The organism is Halosimplex aquaticum (assembly GCF_028747785.1).
Classification (GTDB): Archaea; Halobacteriota; Halobacteria; order Halobacteriales; family Haloarculaceae; genus Halosimplex; species Halosimplex aquaticum.
The window spans coordinates 2,865,877-2,881,201 of the sequence record NZ_CP118158.1 but is presented as its reverse complement, the minus strand read 5'-3'; the positions used below and the strand labels follow the sequence as shown (position 1 = coordinate 2,881,201).

14 protein-coding genes and 1 tRNA gene are annotated in these 15,325 nt (G+C 68.1%); 10 read left to right on the top strand and 5 right to left on the bottom strand.

Going from position 1 to position 15,325, the window contains the following annotated elements; translation table 11 throughout:
• Positions 1-91 precede the first annotated feature (91 nt).
• From PSC72_RS14500 to PSC72_RS14485, 4 genes are all read left to right on the top strand, one after another.
• Entirely contained in the window at positions 92-586 is a 495-nt protein-coding gene (locus PSC72_RS14500; protein WP_274322133.1) for a YciE/YciF ferroxidase family protein, read from the top strand.
• 144 nt (positions 587-730) lie between these two features.
• Complete coding sequence (locus tag PSC72_RS14495) at positions 731-2,266, top strand: TIGR00341 family protein (RefSeq protein WP_274322132.1); 1,536 nt, start codon at positions 731-733, stop codon at positions 2,264-2,266.
• A gap of 148 nt (positions 2,267-2,414) precedes the next feature.
• Complete coding sequence (locus PSC72_RS14490) at positions 2,415-2,759, top strand: hypothetical protein (protein ID WP_274322131.1); 345 nt, start codon at positions 2,415-2,417, stop codon at positions 2,757-2,759.
• A 108-nt stretch (positions 2,760-2,867) separates the two neighbouring features.
• The gene (locus PSC72_RS14485; RefSeq protein ID WP_274322130.1) at positions 2,868-3,155 is read left to right on the top strand and encodes a GYD domain-containing protein; all 288 of its coding nucleotides are present in this window, start codon (positions 2,868-2,870) and stop codon (positions 3,153-3,155) included.
• A 44-nt stretch (positions 3,156-3,199) separates the two neighbouring features.
• Here the strand turns inward: PSC72_RS14485 and PSC72_RS14480 are convergent, their stop codons facing one another.
• Positions 3,200-4,411: a site-2 protease family protein gene (locus PSC72_RS14480; protein WP_274322129.1), complete on the bottom strand. Its 1,212-nt coding sequence runs from the start codon at positions 4,409-4,411 to the stop codon at positions 3,200-3,202.
• Positions 4,412-4,517: 106 nt separating this feature from the next.
• Between PSC72_RS14480 and PSC72_RS14475 the strand changes: the two genes are divergently transcribed.
• Together PSC72_RS14475 and PSC72_RS14470 are read left to right on the top strand one after the other, a co-directional pair.
• Positions 4,518-4,958, top strand: a complete 441-nt coding sequence (locus tag PSC72_RS14475; RefSeq protein ID WP_274322128.1) for a cupin domain-containing protein — start codon at positions 4,518-4,520, stop codon at positions 4,956-4,958.
• 76 nt (positions 4,959-5,034) lie between these two features.
• Entirely contained in the window at positions 5,035-5,382 is a 348-nt protein-coding gene (locus PSC72_RS14470) for a hypothetical protein (RefSeq protein ID WP_274322127.1), read from the top strand.
• A 9-nt stretch (positions 5,383-5,391) separates the two neighbouring features.
• On the opposite strand, the gene PSC72_RS14465 is transcribed toward PSC72_RS14470, so the two are convergent.
• Positions 5,392-6,267, bottom strand: coding sequence for an NAD-dependent epimerase/dehydratase family protein (locus tag PSC72_RS14465; RefSeq protein ID WP_274322126.1), 876 nt, complete (start codon positions 6,265-6,267; stop codon positions 5,392-5,394).
• A gap of 136 nt (positions 6,268-6,403) precedes the next feature.
• Between PSC72_RS14465 and PSC72_RS14460 the strand changes: the two genes are divergently transcribed.
• Entirely contained in the window at positions 6,404-8,455 is a 2,052-nt protein-coding gene (locus PSC72_RS14460; protein ID WP_274322125.1) for a DEAD/DEAH box helicase, read from the top strand.
• 17 nt (positions 8,456-8,472) lie between these two features.
• Here PSC72_RS14460 and PSC72_RS14455 read toward each other — a convergent pair whose 3' ends face one another.
• Positions 8,473-9,117, bottom strand: coding sequence for a hypothetical protein (locus PSC72_RS14455; protein ID WP_274322124.1), 645 nt, complete (start codon positions 9,115-9,117; stop codon positions 8,473-8,475).
• Between the two features lie 139 nt (positions 9,118-9,256).
• Between PSC72_RS14455 and PSC72_RS14450 the strand changes: the two genes are divergently transcribed.
• Both PSC72_RS14450 and PSC72_RS14445 read left to right on the top strand, forming a co-directional pair.
• The gene (locus PSC72_RS14450; RefSeq protein ID WP_274322123.1) at positions 9,257-11,131 is read left to right on the top strand and encodes an SLC13 family permease; all 1,875 of its coding nucleotides are present in this window, start codon (positions 9,257-9,259) and stop codon (positions 11,129-11,131) included.
• A gap of 77 nt (positions 11,132-11,208) precedes the next feature.
• A tRNA-Pro gene (locus PSC72_RS14445) sits at positions 11,209-11,281 on the top strand.
• A gap of 216 nt (positions 11,282-11,497) precedes the next feature.
• Here the strand turns inward: PSC72_RS14445 and PSC72_RS14440 are convergent.
• Positions 11,498-12,448, bottom strand: coding sequence for a hypothetical protein (locus PSC72_RS14440; RefSeq protein WP_274322122.1), 951 nt, complete (start codon positions 12,446-12,448; stop codon positions 11,498-11,500).
• A gap of 412 nt (positions 12,449-12,860) precedes the next feature.
• On the opposite strand from PSC72_RS14440, the gene PSC72_RS14435 reads away from it, so the two are divergent.
• Positions 12,861-13,406 (top strand): hypothetical protein, encoded by a 546-nt coding sequence (locus PSC72_RS14435; protein ID WP_274322121.1) that lies wholly within the window; start codon positions 12,861-12,863, stop codon positions 13,404-13,406.
• A 30-nt stretch (positions 13,407-13,436) separates the two neighbouring features.
• Here the strand turns inward: PSC72_RS14435 and PSC72_RS14430 are convergent, their stop codons facing one another.
• Positions 13,437-15,287: a hypothetical protein gene (locus PSC72_RS14430; protein WP_274322120.1), complete on the bottom strand. Its 1,851-nt coding sequence runs from the start codon at positions 15,285-15,287 to the stop codon at positions 13,437-13,439.
• Positions 15,288-15,325: the final 38 nt, after the last annotated feature.

Genomic DNA, 15,325 nt, shown 5'->3' with positions numbered 1-15,325 from the left:
CCGCGCGTATCCCGACGCGGTCAGCGAGTTCGACGGTAGCGAGTGGATTACTAACCGCGAGTGGGCCGAACGCCCACGCGGTGACTCATTCATGGCAGTGAACTCAGCGCAGGAGCTGTTCGAGCACGAGCTAGAAGACATCTACTACGCCGAACACGAGCTGCTCGACGTCCTCGACCAGCTCGCGTCGCAGACCGAACACGAGGAGATCGCACAGGCCTTCCAGGAGCACCGCGAGGAGACCCAGGGCCACATCGAGCGCGTCGAGCAGGTGTTCGAGATGATCGGCGAGCCGCCCGAGGAGGAAGAGTGCGAGGGGATCCAGGGCCTCATCGAGGAACACCAGGAGCTCGTCGACATGGACCCCGACCAGAGCGTCCTCGACGTCGCCAACCTGACGGCGGCCCAGAAGACCGAGCACTACGAGATCGCCGCCTACGGCAACCTCGCCCTGCTGGCCGACCGGCTCGGCATGGACGAGGCCGGCGACCTCCTCCACGAGAACCTCGAAGAGGAAGAGGAGGCCCTGGAGAAGCTGAAAGACCTCGCCGACCAGTACGACTACGAGTCCATCGTCGCGGCCTGAGTCCGTCTCTGACACGCCGCGAAATCGACGCCTGCGGCCGGTGCGGTCGTTCACCGCCCGTCGCCGGTCGGGCGCTCGCCGCTCGCTGCCGCCCGTCGCTCGCCGCCCGCCGTCTCCGGGACCAGATCACCTCGTTCTCACACTATGCGATTCGTCCACGTGACCGTGCCCGCGGGGAAGCGGCGGGAGGTCGAGCGGGTCCTCGTAGATCACGACGTCGACTACTCGGTCACCGACGAGGTCGGGACCGCCGCCGCGCGGCCGGACGGCAGAGAGTACGAGGCGGTCATGACGTTCCCGCTCCCGGTCGAGGCCGTCGAACCGGTGCTCGCGTCGTTCCGCGAGATCGGCCTCGACGAGGAGTCCCACGTCGTCGTCCAGAACGTCCAGACGGTCGTCTCGGACCGCTTCGGGGAGCTCCAGCGGGAGTACGACGAGCATACGCCGGACGAGCGGATCGCCCACGAGGAGATCCGGATCGTCGCGAAGGACCTCATGCCGGACCGGTACACCTACGTCCTCCTCGTGGTGGTGAGCGCGATCGTCGCGACGGCCGGGATGTTGCTCGACAGCGCGTCGATCGTCGTCGGGTCGATGGTCATCGCCCCGCTGGTCGGGCCCGCGCTCGCCGCCAGCGTCGGGACCGTCCTCGCCGACGAGGCCCTGTTCCGGAAGGGGGCGACCTACCAGGTGGCCGGGTTCGCGCTGGCCGTCGTGAGCGCGACGCTGTTCGCCGTCGTCGTCCGCCACCTCTTCCTCGTCCCCCCCAACCTCAACGTCACGGCGATCGAGCAGATATCCGGTCGCCTCTCGCCCGACCTGCTCGCGCTCGTCGTCGCGCTGGGGTCGGGCGCGGCCGGCGCCAGGAGCCTCACCGGCGACATCTCGACGCCGCTCGTCGGCGTCATGGTGGCCGCCGCGCTGGTCCCGCCGGTCGGCGCCGTCGGTATCGGCATCGCCTGGGGGCACCCGACGATCGTCTTCCGCGCCGGGTTGCTCGTGCTCGTCAACGCCTTCTCGATCAACCTGACCGCGCTCGCGATGCTGTGGGTCTCGGGCTATCGGGGCCACGGGGGGCGCGAGCGGCGGCGGTCGATCGCCGACGTCCAGAACAGAACGGTCATCCTCGTGGTCAGCATCCTCGTCCTCGCGTCGATCCTGGGGGCGTTCACGTACTCCGCCTACCAGGCGGGCTCGTCGACGGAGACGATCCGGGCGACCGTCGAGGGAGTGGTCAACGACGAGCGCTACGCGAACCTCACCCTGACCGAGGTCACCGTCGAGTACGGCGACGAACCGTTCAGCCGGCACCCGGAGCGCGTCGTCACGACGGTGACGACGCCCGGCGGGCGGACCTACCCCGGGCTCGACGACGCGATCGAGCGACGCCTCCGGCAAGAGAGCGGCATCGAGGCCCAGACCGCGGTCAGGTTCATCCCCGTCGAGACTACCGGGGCGACGGTGACGCCGGCCGGCACTGCGACGGAGGCGCCGACCGAGACCGCATCGCCGACAGCCACGGCGTCCGCGCCGCCGCCGACAGCGGCGGCGACTGCACCGCCGTCGACCACGACACAGGCGCCGACCGCGACGGCGCAGCCACCGACAGCGACCCGAGCGGAGAACACGACGTCGGCGCTACGGCGATTCCAACCCGAGCCCGGATCACACCGCCGATAGCGCCCCACTGTGGTCAGTCGTCGATCGAGGTCGATACGGGCAGCGGCTGAAGAACCAGCCGCCGAGAGGCCGGCGGCGCCGCGGCGTCTGACGCCTGACCGACTGGTCTTTATGGGTGGGGAGTCCCTCGGATCGAGGCGAGACGACGATGATCCCGACCACGGAACACGGCGACGACGCTGGTGTCGGCGAGGCGGCCGGAGAGCGGTCGATCCCGATCGAGATCAGCGTCGCGAGCGACGGCGACGAGCGCCCGCCGGTCGACGACGAGACGCGGATCGACGTCGAGGTCGACGGCCAGATGTACCCCACCGCGCGGCTGGCCGACGGCCGCTACGTCGCGTGGTGGTTCGAGACCGACGCGCCGGCCCTCGACGACCCCGTGACGACCGAGTGGGTCGCCGCCCCGACGCGCTTTCTCGCCGCGGGCACGCTGCACGAACTCTGGCAGGACCCCGCGGCCTTCGACTCGCTCCCCGACGACGGGTTCTGAGCCGGGGCGGCGCCGACTCGCGACCGCCACTTTGCGGTGATTTTCCGCCTTCTCGCAGCGGCGCCGTAACCCACAATGGCCCGCCGGCCGTTGTGCGAATGGAGACCCATGCCCACCTACATCAGCGAGGTCGACGTCCACGAAGCGGAGGCCCAGAACCCCCAGGATCTCGTCTCTACCTGGGGGAGCATTCGCGAGGAGATCCGGGAACTCGGGGGCGAAGTCCTCGACTCCCACGCCGTGCTCGGCGAGTACGACTTCCTCGTGGTCTACGACGTCGACGACCGCGAGACGGCGTTCAAGGTGACCCAGGTCATCGAGCGACACGGCCTCGACACGCGGACGATGGGAGCGCTCCCCATCGAGCGGATCGGCGAGCTCGTCGACGACGTGTGACCGCACCGTCTCCCGCCAGTCGGTTCGACCCACGAGCGCGGCTGTCAGGACTGGCGCGACTCGTCGGGCCGGAACACGTCCGGTTCCGCGCCGTCGGCCGGTTCGGCCTGGTAGCGACCGCTCGATTTGATGATCGAGAGGGCGGTCATGATGTCGGTCCGGGTGATGAGCCCGGCGAACTCGTCGTCTTCCATGACGAGGAGGCGACCGACGGCGTGTTCGTCGAGTTCCTCCAGCGCCGTCATCACGTCGGTGTCGGGCGCGACGGTGTACAGCTCCGTCGTCATGATCTCCTCGACGCGGTAGGCGTCGCGCTCGACCTCGCGGACGGCCCGGGCGTCCTCCAGAGCGACGAGCCCGACGATCTCGCCGTCGCGCTCGACCGGGTAGCCGGTGTGGCGCTCGCGGAACATGGTCTCGATGAGGTCCGCGACGGACTGGTCGGCGTCGACGGTCGTGACGCGGTCGGCCGGCGTCATCACGTCCTCGACGACCACACCCTCGAAGGCGGCCCGCATCACCGTCTGCTGGGCCTCCGACGCCGCGCCGATGTAGATGAAGAAGGCGATCGCCACGAGAAAGAGGCCGCCCCCGCCGAACAGCCCGTAGAGCCCGAGAGCGATGGCGAACAGCTTGCCGACCTCGGCGGCGATCTCGGTCGCTCGCGCGTAGGGGCGGGTGCGGTTGAGCAGCGCCCGGAGGACGCGCCCGCCGTCCATCGGGAACCCGGGGAGCATGTTGAACGCCGCGAGCACGACGTTCATCAGCGCGAGGTAGCCGAGGACGAACCGCGTGGCGGCGACGGCGAGTGAGTCGCCCGCGGGCACCGCGAGGAAGGCCGCGTAGGAGATCACGCCGAGGGCCACGCTGACGACGGGGCCGGCGATGGCGATGGCGAACTCCTGGCGCCAGTCCTCGGGCATCTCCTCCATCTGGGCGATGCCGCCGAAGATCCACAGCGTGATCGACCCGATGGGGAAGCCGTAGCGCATCGCCACGAGCGAGTGGCCCAGTTCGTGCAGGACGACGCCGACGAACAGCCCCAGCGCCGCGAGCAGCCCCAGCCCCAGCGACAGCTCCGTCGAGGAGGTGAGCAGATCGACGGGGATCGACGAGCCGAATAGTCCGTTGACGACCCCCACGTACCGCCCGACCTGCGACCCGATCGCCCAAGCGAACAGCGGCAGCACCAGCAGGAAGGTGAGGTCGACGTTGATCGGGATGCCGAAGGCGCTCCCGAGTCGGAATCGTCGCATACGGGAATATTGGACGGGCAAACCCTTAAGCGCGTGTGTCGCCCGAATCGGCCCGCCCGCGATTCCGGCCGGGAGTGACTTCACGGACCCGTTCGTACGCCGTGCCATGGCAGAACGACCCGACACGGCCGACCCGCAGGTGCCACTGATCCGCCGCGCCGACGACGTCGAGTACGAGACAGTCGACGCCGCCGAGGGCCTCCAGAAGGGCGTCCTCGTGGGCGAGGAACACGGCGCGCCGAACCTCGCCATCCGGCGGTTCACGCTCGCGCCGGGCGCCGAGGTCCCGAAACACACCAACGAGATCGAACACGAGCAGTACGTGCTCGCCGGCGAGTACACCGTCGGCATCGACAGCGAGGCGTCGGAGACGCCTCGGAAAGACGGCGAAGCCGTCGACGGCGAGGAACACACCGTCCGCGGCGGCGACTCGCTGCACATCCCCGCCGGCGCGGTCCACTGGTACCGCAACGAGGCCGACATCGAGGGCGCCTTCCTCTGTGCCGTCCCCACCGGCGACGACGCGATCGATCTGGTCGAGGAGTAGCGACGTGGTTCTGGCGCGACGGGTCCGACTCGACGCCGCCGGAATCCCCATATCCGTCGCCGACCTACTACCACACATGAGCACGCAGGAATCGGAAGACGACCGCGGCGAACCGGTGGCCACCCGGATCGAACTCTCCTTCCCGGCGGACATCGGGACGCACGGCCGCAAGCGGATCCGCTCGGACTACTACATGACCTACCTCAAGAAGGTCCACGACAGCGCGGAGGTCGGCGACGAGTGGGACGAGTTCACGGACGTCGGCTGCTGCGGCAGTCAGATGGATATGCCGCTGGTCGTCGAGGCGGTCGAAGGCGGTTCCCGGATCGATGCGGACACCGAGATAGAGTACACCGAACGCGAGGCCTGCGGCGTCAACCAGGGCTGGTCGGTCCAGCACGACGAGCCCGAAGCGCTCGACTGACGAGAGTTCTCAGGCGTCCGGCACCGGCACGTCGGCGTCCGCGGCGTCGCGCCACGACCGGGTCGGTACCCAGTCGAGCAAGCGCTCGGCCTTCGCCGTCGAGTAGGCGCTGGCGTCGCCCTCGACCGTGCAGTCCTCGGGGACCGCGCCGTAGTACTCCTCCATCAGTTCGACGAGCGGGCGGCCCAGCGCGTTGTCGGGGCCGACGCAGTTGAACGCCTCGTGGCCGTCGAAGTCGGCGGCGAGCGCCGCGGCGACCATGTCCGCTACGTCCCGGGCGTCGACGTACGACCAGTAGTTACCGGCGCCAGCGCTCAGATCCTCGACGTAGGCCTCGTCTCGACACGGATACTCGCCGGGCGTCTGGATCCACGAGGGCCGTAGCGAAGCGACGGACACGCCGTCCCGTCGGGCGATCGTCTTTCCGATCTCCTCGGTGACGACCTTCGAGAGGCCGTAGTCGTCCTCCGGTCGAAGCGCGTGGGACTCGGTGATCGGCAGTTCGTCCGGGACGGGCGTCTCCGCGGCGAAGAAGAAGCCGTAGGCGCCGTCCGAGGAGGCCTGGACGACGTCCGCGCCGATCCGCCCGGCGGCGGTGAGGACGCTGTGGGCCGCGAGCGTGTTGTTCCGGTAGACGTCCACGCCGGGGCGGGTGTCCGCGACGGGGATGGCCGCCCAGTGGACGACCGCGTCGGGGTCGAGCGCGGTGAGCGCGTCGAAGACGCTCCCCGCGTCGGTCAGGTCGACGGCGCGGTAGTCGACGTCCGGGTGGCCCTCGGGGCCGGGGTGGTCCCTGTCGAGGCAGGTGACGGCGTGGTCGGTCGCGAGTCGGTCGACGACCCAGCGCCCCGACGCGCCGCGGCCGCCCGTGACGACGACGTCCATAGTCGAGCGCGAGCCGCCAGCAACCAAAGCGTGGCGGCTCGCCACCGCCGCCGCGCTCGCCGCCGGGACTGATGCGTGGTATCGACCCGCACGAGAGTCCGAATCGCTGATATACTTCTACCACGGAGGGAAGCGTGTGTCACAGCAGGTCGGCGAGGTCGGGACGCTGTTCCTCCACGAGTACGGCGACGACGTGCGAGTCGCCGTCGTCAAGGACGGGGAGCGGCGCCTCCACGCGGTGCTGGAACTCAAGGAGACCGACGCCGGGCCGCGGCCGGCGCGGCTCCGCGTGAAGCGCGGCTCCAGCGAGGAGCCCCGCCCGCCGGACCTGTTCCTCGAACTCGCCCGCTCGGCGACGCGGATCCGCATCTCCGAGCAGACCTCGCCGGCGACCCGCCAGCGCATCCTCGACTTACTCGACGCCTACCAGCTGGAGGCGAAGGCGGTCCGGACCTGCAGGTACTGCGCCAGCGAGGGCCACTACTCGCCGGTCACCTCCGAGACGGCCATCGCGGCCGACGACGAGTTCATCTGCGTCGACTGCGCGAAGGCCGAACTCGACCGCGAACTCGCCTACAAGGGCGAACTCACGAGCGGCGCGCGCGACCGGCTCTACGACCTCCTCTTGGAGGTCCAGGACCTCGAACGCGTCTCGAACCTCCTGAAAGGCGACCTCGATCCCGACCTGACGAAGTTCGACGAGATCTCGGCGACCGTCGACGAGGTCGACCCGGTCCGCGTCGACTCCCTGAACCTGCACCCGGGGATGCAGGAGCACCTCGAGTCGCGCTTCGACACGCTCCTGCCCGTCCAGAGCCTCGCCGTCGAACACGGCGCGACCGACGGCGAGGACCAGCTGGTCGTCAGCGCGACGGCGACGGGGAAGACGCTCGTGGGCGAGATGGCCGGCATCGACCGCGTGCTCAACGGGGAAGGGAAGATGCTCTTCCTCGTCCCGCTCGTGGCGCTGGCCAACCAGAAACACGAGTCCTTCGAGGAGCGCTACGGCGACATGGTCGACGTGTCCCTGCGCGTCGGCGCCAGCCGCATCAACGACGGCGGCGGCCGCTTCGACCCCGGCGCCGACGTCATCGTCGGTACCTACGAGGGAATCGACCACGCGCTCCGGACCGGCAAGGACCTGGGCAACATCGGGACGGTCGTCATCGACGAGGTCCACACCCTCGGCGAGGACGAGCGCGGCCACCGCCTCGACGGCCTGATCTCCCGTCTCAAGCACTACTGCGGGGAGCTGGCCGACAACAGGAGCACGCACGGCACCCAGTGGATCTACCTGTCGGCGACGGTCGGCAACCCGCAGGACCTCGCCAGGAAGCTCCGCGCCAAGCTCATCGAGTTCGAGGAGCGGCCGGTCCCCATCGAGCGCCACGTCACGTTCGCGGACGGCCGCGAGAAACGCCAGATCGAGAACAAGCTCGTCAAGCGCGCATTCGACACGAAGTCCTCGAAGGGGTATCGCGGCCAGACCATCATCTTCACCAACTCCCGGCGGCGCTGCCACGAGATTTCCCGGAAACTCCAGTACGACTCCGCGCCGTACCACGCGGGGCTCGACCACGGCCGCCGGAAGAAAGTCGAGCGGATGTTCGCCGACCAGGACCTGGCCGCGGTCGTCACGACGGCGGCGCTCGCGGCCGGGGTCGACTTCCCCGCCTCGCAGGTGATCTTCGACTCGCTGGCGATGGGCATCGAGTGGCTCACCGTCCAGGAGTTCCACCAGATGCTCGGTCGCGCCGGTCGCCCGGACTACCACGACAAGGGGACCGTCTACGTCCTCGTCGAGCCGGACGGCCACTACCACAACAGCCAGGAGATGAGCGAGGACGAGGTGGCGTTCAAGCTCCTCAAGGGCGAGATGGACCCCGTGATCACCCGCTACGACGAGGGCGCCGCCGTCGAGGAGACCCTCGCGAACGTCACGGTCGCCGGCAAGCACGCCAAGCGGCTCAACGACCGGATGATCGGCGAGGTCCCGACCAAGCACGCGCTCGGGAAACTGCTGGAGTACGAGTTCATCGACGGGCTGGAGCCGACCCCGCTGGGCCGGGCGGTCACCTCCCACTTCCTCTCGCCCGACGACGCGTTCCTCCTGCTCGACGGCATCCGGAAGGGCCACGACCCCTACGAGATCGTCGCGACGATGGAGTTGCGCGACGAGGAGCGGTAATCGGTCGCTCGCCGTCTCTATTCTCTCCGGCCGTACGCGACGCCGGAGTACCAGAGCGCGGCGAACCCGCCGAGATACCCGAGCGAACGGACCGGTCCCACCGACCAGTCCGGCAGTATCCGCTTGAGGGGGTTCGTTTCGCGGTCTGCCGTCTCGTGCAACCGAAGCTGATAGAACTCGCCGTCGTGTTCGAGGTAGGTCCTGGGCAGTTTCTCGGTCGTGGTCCCGGTCCCGTTCTCGATGGCGCTCACGGCCGCCGGCCACTCGTCGGCGTCGGACGCGAGTTCGCGCTGGACGGTCTCGAACGAGACGGGCTCCATCCCGAGGACGACGGTGTGGTTCTCGACCGTCGAGACCGGGCGGTAGTACCCCTCCGGGACGTCGACGAACTCGTACTCCGCCCCGAAGTGCCGCGAGACACCCGTCTCGGCGTCGAGGGCGATCGTGTTGCCGTCGGCCAAATAGCGGGCGACCGCACACTCGTGTGACCGCATCGGGTGCCAGCCGCATTCGGCGAGCTGGGAACTGTCCGGTTCGCCCGCGGTCTCCGCTTCGTAGGTGTAGACGCGTTCGGTCGTGTCTTCGGCGGGGACGGTCAGCGGCGTCCCGGCGACGAGGACCACGCCGAGTACTGCGAGTAGCGCCACGCGACAGGAGGGCATCGGTCGACAGTTCATCTACCGTGGTAAGTGCTTGGTGGTCCCCCCGGAGTTCGTCGCCAGCCCCTCGCGGCCGGAGCGAAAGCCGGAGAGCGCGCGGCGATGAGTTGCTTTTTTGCCGCCGCAACGAGTCGGGTCGGACGTGCCATTCGGGATCTCCGCGGCGACGGCGTTCGTCTTCCTCGTTATCGTCGTCGCGCTGATCCTCTTCGCCACGGAACCGGTGCCCGTCGACATCACGGCCATCGGCATCCTGATCGCCCTCCTCGTCGTCGAGCCCCTGTCGTCGGCCGCGGCGGATCTCGGCCTGCTCGCCGAGGGACTCGTCGTGCTCTCGGACCCCGCCGAGAGCGTCTCGATGACCGACGCCGGCCTCTCTGGGTTCGCCAGCTCGGCGACCCTGACCGTGCTGGCGATGTTCATCCTCTCCGACGGCGTCCAGCGGACCGGCGTCGTCCAGATCCTCGGGTCGAGGATCGCCGGGTTCACCCGCGAGAGCGAGGGTCGACAGCTCGGTGCGATCGTCGGCCTCGTCAGCCCCATCTCGGGCTTTATCAACAACACCGCCGCGGTCGCCATCCTCCTGCCGATGGTCACCGATCTGGCCCACGAGGGCAAGACCTCGCCGTCGAAACTCCTCATCCCCCTCTCGTACGCCTCGATGTTCGGCGGCATGCTGACGCTGATCGGCACGTCGACGAACATCCTCGCCTCGGAACTCTCGGGCCGGCTCATCGGCCGCACGTTCACGATGTTCGAGTTCACGAAGCTTGGCATCGTCGTCTCGATCGTCGGGACGATATACCTGCTGACGATCGGTCGCTGGCTCACGCCCGAGCGCATCCCGTTCGCCGAGGACCTCACCGCGGAGTTCGAGATGGGCGAGTACCTCACGGAAGTCGTCGTCCGCGAGGACTCCCCGCTGGTCGGCCAGACCGTCAGGGACGCGCTCCGCGAGACCGAGTTCGACATCGACATCGTCCAGCTGATCCGCGGCGACACCGCGTTCACCGAGCCGCTCGACCCGAAGACGATACGGGCGGGCGACGTGTTCGCGGTGCGGACCGACCGCGACACGCTCGTGGCGCTCTCCGACTCCGAGGGGCTGGACCTGCTCCCGGAGGTTGAGGTCGACGAGGACGAACTGGAAGCCGCGAACGAGCGCGACAACCTCGTCGAGGTCGTGATCGCGCCGGGGTCGAACCTCGTCGGCGAGACGCTCCGGACGACGAACTTCCGCCAGCGATACGACGCGACCGTCCTCGCGCTCCGGCGCGGCCAGGAGCTGTTCCGCCAGCGCATGGACGACGTCCAGCTGCGCGTCGGCGACACGCTGCTGATCCAGGGGCCGCCCGACAGCATCGAGCGGCTCAACGTCAACCGCGACTTCATCGTCGCCCAGGAGATCGACCGCCCGGACTACCGCAGATCGAAGATCCCCGTCGCCGTCGGGATCGTCGCCGGCGTCGTCGGCGTCGCGGCTATCGGACTCATTCCCATCGTCGTCGCCGCGCTCGCCGGCGCGCTCGCGATGGTCCTCACCGGCTGTCTCAAGCCCACCGAGATATACGACGCCGTCCAGTGGGACGTGATCTTCCTGCTGGCCGGCGTCATCCCGCTGGGCATCGCGCTGGAGAACACCGGCGGCGCCGACCTCGTCGCGGACCTCGTGGTCGGGTCGGCCGTCTTCCTCCCGCCGCTGGGCGTGCTCGCCATGCTCTATCTCGTCACGGCGCTCCTGACGAACATCATCAGCAACAACGCCAGCGTCGTACTCATGGTCCCCGTCGCCGTCGAGGCCGCCCAGCAGCTCGGCGTCAACACCTTCTCGTTCATCCTCGCCGTGACCTTCGCCGCCTCGACGGCCTTCATGACCCCTATCGGCTACCAGACGAACCTCTTCGTCTACGGCCCCGGCGGATACCGCTTCTCCGACTACCTCCGCGTCGGGACGCCCCTCCAGCTCGTCTTCGCCGTCGTCACGACGCTCGGGATCAGCTTCTTCTGGGGGCTGTGAGGGCAGCACGCGGCGGTCCGGTCGGCGCCAGCGCGCAACGAAACGCTTTCCACAGTCCCCCCGCAATTTGGTCTTGCGGGACCGTGGGGTAGCTTGGTATCCTTTCGGCCTTGGGTGCCGATAACCTCGGTTCAAATCCGAGCGGTCCCACTTCCGACGTACCGTTTTTCCAGGGTCTCCGGATAGTTCGGACCCTACCCTGTTACCGAGCACTGGGGCGAACGCGGGAGACCAGAATCGTGGTCCGCCCGAGATCTACGCGGTCTCCGTCGCGTCCGGCGTCCGGAACCCGAGAGTGCTCCGGTACGCGAGCCCCGGCGGCCGCGCCGTCAGCGTGACCGCGAGCGGCACCGAGTCAACCCGGGCTCACGCTCCGGAAGTCGTTGTTTCGTCGTAGTAGTATCTGTCGTCAGGGCCGGCGTTAGCCGGTGCACGCGTCGTGACGGACGCGTCGAGGGAGTCCGGCCCCTGCTCGCCGTCCTCGTCGCCTTTGTACATCGGCGTCTCGGCTTCGAGCTCGAAGTGGACGCCGGAGAGCGGGGCGTTGTCCGGCATGTTTTCCGCTTCCGAGCGGACCTGGAGCCCGACGTCGGCCCCCTGCTCGGAGTAGATATTGAACACCATGTGGTGGTCGAACTGCCACGGACCGGAGGAGCTGTAGCTCCACTCGTTCTGGTAGAAGTCCGGGTTGGATTTCGGCGTCAGTGCGGAGAGGACCTCCTGGGCAGTCAGCGCTAGCCCGACGATGGGATTGAGCTCGCCCAGCGCGTACGAGATCATGGCCTCCGCAGCCTCTGCCTCGTTAGAGTTGTCTTCGGGCGACGGCCTGGCGGAGACGTCGTTCTCGGCGACGTCGAACTCGTGTGACGACGAGTTCAGTGGATACGGGTCGCCGACGTTCAGTGACGGCGCGCCGTCCTCGATGACGATCGAGTGTTGCTGGAAGAAATCGGACCCTTCGTTCCAGTCCTTTCCGTCGCCGTCCGGGCAGGCGTAGCCGGGACACCGCATCTCACCGTAAGCACTCCCGTGTATCTCGAAGGAGTGCTCCCACTTACCCTGTGTCTCGTCCCAGGTCGGGCCCCAGTACCCGAGCGTGGCGGAGTGGTTCCGACGGTAGTCGTATTTCCACCCCATGTCGCTGTCCACGTCCACGAAACAGTCGTCTGTGAGGAGGAGATCCGGGTCGTTGAACGACGTCGCACCGGCTGATCCAGTCGCTGACGAGGCGGCAGCTAGCGTCGATAGCGACCCGATACCGAGGTACTTGAGCGTCTTTCTCCTATTCTCGTCGACAGTTGTATCGTTTGTATCCATGTGATGGACATGTTGTTAATACATACTTTAGTTCAAATAGGTTTATATCACAGATATGTAGTCTATATAATAGTCTCATTGGGTACGGGAACGGACGATAGGAGCCACCGACGGATCTCCGGGAAGGAACTTGCCGACGGGAACGAGCGCTCCCATCGTCTCGTCGCCCTCGCTTTGCGAGCGATAGTCACTGCCGCACAGAACACGCGGTCGACATAAACGGCCACAGCACTGGGGGTAGCAACTCAAGCCCGGTCGCGTCGTAGTACTACTCGGTCGAGGGGCACTCGGCCACGGGGCGGACAGCGAGGGCGACTGTCCCCGTCGGATATCTCTCCGTCCAGGGACCCCCGGACGCTTTTCCTAACTGGTTTGGCGGGATTCACTTGAGGCGAGCGGCCGAACGGCGGGTATGAGACCCGGACGCGACGACCGCCCGCTCGCGGAGATGGACGTGGCCGGGGAGTTCGTCGCGGCAGTCGTCGAGGGCGTCGAGAAGTTCTCCGCGGACGCCCGGGAACCGGCGCAGCGCGCGTTCCGCGACCGCGATCTCGCGACCGCTCGGCCGGGCGAGTGGTATCCGCTCTCGTCGTACGTCCACGCCGTCGAGGCCGTCCACGGGCTCGTCGGCGACCACGCGGTTCACGCTCTCGGCCAGCGCATCGCCCGCGCGGTCGCCTTTCCCGAGGGCGTCGAGAGCGTTCCGGACGCGCTCGACGCGCTGGACGACGTCTGTCGCGACCGACACCGCGGCGGTGACGTCGGCGGCTACGCCTTCAGGCAGATCGGGGACGAAGACGGCCGCATCGAGTGTCACACCCCCTACCCCTGTGCGTTCGACCGGGGCGTCGTCGAGGGCACTGCCGTCGCGCACGCCGACGGGTTCGTCTGCGTCTGCGAGGTGGGCGCCTGCCGGGCCGAGGGCGCCGACCGCTGCACCTACGACGTGAGCTGGTAGCCGTCGGGCGACCGCGACCGGAGCCCCGGCCTACAGGCCCCAGTTGTCCGCGACGACGTGGTCGTCCCCGGCGGTGATCTCGTTGTACCCGCCGTCGGCCGAGAACTCGTTGTCGCGGATCCGACCGCTCACCGGGGCGTCCTCCGGGCTGTCCCAGGTGAGCTGTCCGGATTTGAAGCGGTTGCCGACGACCCGGGCGCGGGTCCCGTTGATACGCAGGGCGGTGTGATCGACGTCGAACGTGCAGTCCTTGACGGTGAGGAACTCGACGGAGCCGTCCGGCGCGACGACCAGCCCGCGTCGGTTGTTCGACGACCCCTTCGAGCGCCAGTAGACGTTCTCGAGGGTCAGGCGCCCGCTGTTGAACGTGCCGGAGTAGTAGTCTCCGCCGCTGTTGACGATCGTCGAGTCGGCGATCGTCATGTTGCAGGCGTTCTCGACGGCGAGGACGTGACCCGCACCCTCGTCGTGGACGGTCATGTTCCGGAACGTGACCTCCGACCCGGTGTTGCTGCCGCGCAGCAGGTTGTTGACACCGCTCTCCCGGTGGACGTATATCCCGTCGAACAGCGCCGGCCCGTGTTCGGCGTAACAGGCCAGAGCGCTGGCGTAGGGTTTGCAGTCCACGTCGATCTCCACCCGGCAGTTCCGGGCGGTGTCGCCCTCGCCGAGGCGGATGTTGGCCAGGCCGTTGTTCCGCGCGACGCAGTTCTGGACGTGGACCTCGCCGCTGGCGTCCAGCCGATCCGCGCTGTCGTGGCGTTTCAGGTAGAACCCGTTGTTCGGGAACCCCTGGACGACGCAGTTTACGAGGTGGAGGACGCCCTCGTGACGGTCGGGGTACGTCCTGATTCCGATGAATTCGTCGGCCTGGCTGGCCTTCTCGGCGAACTCTCCTCCGTCGGGCAGGCGTACCTCGACGCGGCCGACGCCGTGCGGGTCCCGCACCGAGAGCGTGACCGTCTCGGTCGTCGGGTCCGCGGTTCCCGCCCAGGTGCGCTTCCCGACGACGTCGACGTTCCTGACGTCCATGTACTCGCCGGCGTGAGCAGCTAACGCGGGTGCGTTGACGCCCCCGATGTCGATGGTGAGGCTGTCGACGAAGATCTTCCCCGCGGGCTGACCGCCGTCCCGGTCGTCGATACAGATTCCCTCGTCGGCCGTGTCGGACGGGGCGCCGCGCAGACTGAGCGCCGCGTGTTCGAGCGAGTTCGCGACGTCGATCGTCGCCTCGGGTTTGCCGACGAAGGCGATCGACTCGAAGCTCGACGCCTGGAGCGCTTCGGTCAGTCGGTAGGTCCCGCTGGGGAACGCGAAGACCGTCTTCGGCCCGAGGTTCTCGGCCAGGACGTCCTCGATCGGTTCCTCGCCGGTCGGGTCCCCGCCGGCCTCGACGACGTCGACGACGTTCCAACCCTCGATCGACGGGTTCTCCAGCGAGACGCCGCCTCTCACGTCGAGGCTCCCCGGCTGCTGGACGCCCGGGTCGGACGCCGGCGCGCCCCGGATCGGCGACTGGAACTTCACCGGCCCCGGTTCGTTCTCGACGCCGCTCTCGGTCGCGCGCATGAACCACGTCTTCGCGGTCTCGTCGTAGAGCTGGACGTTCCCGTCCTCCGAGCCGCTGGTCTTCAGCGAGAAGTAGTCCCCGACGGGTTCCCTGGACGCGACGATGTCGTTGACGTTCTCGATCGTCCGCGCCTCCTGACCGGCGGATCCGGCGTCCCCCCTGCTCCCACGGACGAGCCCCGGCATCGAGAGGCCGAGGCCCGCGGCCCCCGCGAGCGACATAGCCCGTCGCCGCGTGACGCCCGTCGCGTCGGTTCCCCCTTCGTTTCGATCCCCCTGTTCGTGACCGCTGACGTCATCCTCTGATGACATCTATCAGATACATACCCATTGATAATATATGTTTTCTG

Bases quoted from the DNA above. Each gene is read 5' to 3' on its own strand.
- PSC72_RS14495 (WP_274322132.1), top strand. From the start codon at position 731: ATGCGATTCGTCCACGTGACCGTGCCCGCGGGGAAGCGGCGGGAGGTC.
- PSC72_RS14440 (WP_274322122.1), bottom strand. From the start codon at position 12,448: ATGGATACAAACGATACAACTGTCGACGAGAATAGGAGAAAGACGCTC.
- PSC72_RS14435 (WP_274322121.1), top strand. From the start codon at position 12,861: ATGAGACCCGGACGCGACGACCGCCCGCTCGCGGAGATGGACGTGGCC.
- PSC72_RS14430 (WP_274322120.1), bottom strand. From the start codon at position 15,287: ATGTCATCAGAGGATGACGTCAGCGGTCACGAACAGGGGGATCGAAAC.
- PSC72_RS14465 (WP_274322126.1), bottom strand. From the start codon at position 6,267: ATGGACGTCGTCGTCACGGGCGGCCGCGGCGCGTCGGGGCGCTGGGTC.
- PSC72_RS14455 (WP_274322124.1), bottom strand. From the start codon at position 9,117: ATGCCCTCCTGTCGCGTGGCGCTACTCGCAGTACTCGGCGTGGTCCTC.
- PSC72_RS14470 (WP_274322127.1), top strand. From the start codon at position 5,035: ATGAGCACGCAGGAATCGGAAGACGACCGCGGCGAACCGGTGGCCACC.
- PSC72_RS14485 (WP_274322130.1), top strand. From the start codon at position 2,868: ATGCCCACCTACATCAGCGAGGTCGACGTCCACGAAGCGGAGGCCCAG.
- PSC72_RS14475 (WP_274322128.1), top strand. From the start codon at position 4,518: ATGGCAGAACGACCCGACACGGCCGACCCGCAGGTGCCACTGATCCGC.
- PSC72_RS14480 (WP_274322129.1), bottom strand. From the start codon at position 4,411: ATGCGACGATTCCGACTCGGGAGCGCCTTCGGCATCCCGATCAACGTC.
- PSC72_RS14490 (WP_274322131.1), top strand. From the start codon at position 2,415: ATGATCCCGACCACGGAACACGGCGACGACGCTGGTGTCGGCGAGGCG.
- PSC72_RS14500 (WP_274322133.1), top strand. From the start codon at position 92: ATGGCAGTGAACTCAGCGCAGGAGCTGTTCGAGCACGAGCTAGAAGAC.